This is a genomic window from Microbacterium resistens NBRC 103078 (genome assembly GCF_001552355.1).
In the GTDB taxonomy this organism is placed as follows: domain Bacteria; phylum Actinomycetota; class Actinomycetes; order Actinomycetales; family Microbacteriaceae; genus Microbacterium; species Microbacterium resistens.
In genome coordinates this window covers 1-1899 of sequence record NZ_BCRA01000212.1, presented here as the reverse complement: position 1 = coordinate 1899, position 1899 = coordinate 1, and the positions used below count along the sequence as shown (strand labels likewise).

General features: G+C 73.8%; 1 protein-coding gene and 1 pseudogene. Both read right to left on the bottom strand.

Annotated features, from left to right (window positions below):
* Position 1: 1 nt before the first annotated feature.
* Positions 2-1738: an ABC1 kinase family protein gene (locus MR1_RS19045; protein ID WP_067250854.1), complete on the bottom strand. Its 1737-nt coding sequence runs from the start codon at positions 1736-1738 to the stop codon at positions 2-4.
* Positions 1738-1899: pseudogene (locus MR1_RS20630) on the bottom strand (PadR family transcriptional regulator); the annotation flags it as partial. The gene MR1_RS19045 and the pseudogene MR1_RS20630, both read right to left, overlap by 1 nt.

The following is a 1899-nucleotide window of genomic DNA, read 5'->3' as shown; positions in this document are numbered from 1 at the left end:
GCTAGCGCGGCCCGCGGCCGGCGACGCCGGCGAACAGGGCGTGCAGCAGGGGCAGGACCGAGACGCCGATGAGGATCCAGCCGAGCACCGGCACCGGGCCGAGGAGAAGGGTCCCGCCGATGAGGAGCGCCGCGAACAGCACCGCGGAGACCGCCCGCCGCCCGATGCTCACCAGCCGGTCGAGCCGGCGCTCCAGCGGCGACGTGTCGAAGGTGAGGGTCCCGGCGTCGAACCGCGTGATCAGCGAGTCCACCCGCTGCGGCAGCCGCCACAGGACCCCCGCGTTCGCCAGGGCCTGCTTCCCGAGGTCCTGCGCCAGGTTTCCGCTCTCGTCGCGCAGGAGCCGGGTGGCGTAGGGCTCCACCGGATCCCAGAGGTTGAACTCCGGCTCGAGCGCACTGCACAGGCCTGACGTCAGCGCCACGGCGCGCATGAGCAGCAGCAGCTTCTCCGGGAACTGCACCGGCAGGGCCCGCACGGTGTCGCCGAACTCCACGGCGAAGTCGCGGAACTCCCTCGGGTCCACGTGGCGGAGCTCGCTGAAGCCCATGCCGCCGAAGCGGGCGAACAGCGCGGTGAGCGCGCGTTCCAGTTCCACGGTGCTGGCCGACGGCAGGAGCACGCCGATCTCCTGCGCCGCCGCCACCAGCCCCCGGCTGTCGCGGGCGGCGATGGCGATGACGAGCGTGCGCAGGCCGTCCCGGATGCCGTCGGGCACCTCGGCCATCATGCCGAAGTCGACGAACGTGAGGCGCCAGGGCACCGAGCCCGCCGCATGGCCCGGCGCCGGGCCCGCCGCATCGCCCTGCGGCAGCGGCGTGACGAAGATGTTGCCCGGGTGCGGGTCGGCGTGCACGAACGAGTGCGTGAACACCTGGTCGAGCATCACGTCCGCGAACACATCGGCGACGTCGGAGGGATCGATCCCCGCGGCGCGGAGGGCGACGGTGTCGTTGATCTTGATGGCGGTGACGTCCTCGAGCGTGAGCACCCGCCGCGTCGTGCGCTCCCACACGACCTGCGGGGCCGCCACGCGGGCGTCGGACGCCACGCACTCCGCGAACCGCTCCGCATTCGACGCCTCGTGCAGGTAGTCGATCTCCTCGCGGCAGGTGGCTGCGAACTCCTCGACGAGCGCCGGGGCGTCCACGCGGTCGGACACGATCCGCACCCGGCTCAGCCACCCCGCGACGCGGCGCAGCGCGGCGAGGTCGACGGCCACGACCGCATCGATGCCGGGCCGCTGCACCTTGACGACGACCGCCTCGAGCCCGGTGTCGGCGGCGTCCTCGGCGGACAGCACGGCCCGGTGCGCCTGCCCCAGCGACGCCGCGGCCACCGGTGCGGGATCGAACGCCGCGAAAGCACGGCTCAGCGGGACCCCGAGCTCCGCCTCGGCCAGCGCGCGGATGTCGTCGAAGGGGACCGCAGGGACCTCGTCCTGCAGATCGGCCAGCTCCGCCGTGATCTCCGGCGGGAGCACGTCGAGGCGCGAGGAGAGGAACTGCCCGACCTTGATCATCAGCCCGCCGAGCTCGACCGCGAGGTCGCGGAACCGCCGCGCGAGCCGCAGCATCCGCCCCTCGCGGGTGCGCTCCGCGACGGCGACCAGACCGAGTCGCGGAAGCACGAGCTCGAACCACCAGGTCTGGACGATGGCGCGCGCCGCGAAGAGCAGGATGCGCCGGTAGCGTGCCCGGTGCGGCCCGCGTGCGGCCTCCGGGACGCGATCGGCCATCAGGCGTCGGCCAGGATCGCGTACAGCTTGCGACGCGCATCCTCGAGCACGGTCACCGCCGCGTCCACCTGTGCGGCCGTGCCGGTGCGGGCCACCTGCGCGGCGGCGCCGGCGAGGTCCATGCCCGCCTTCGGCAGCGCGGTGTGCGAGCGTCCGCGCTC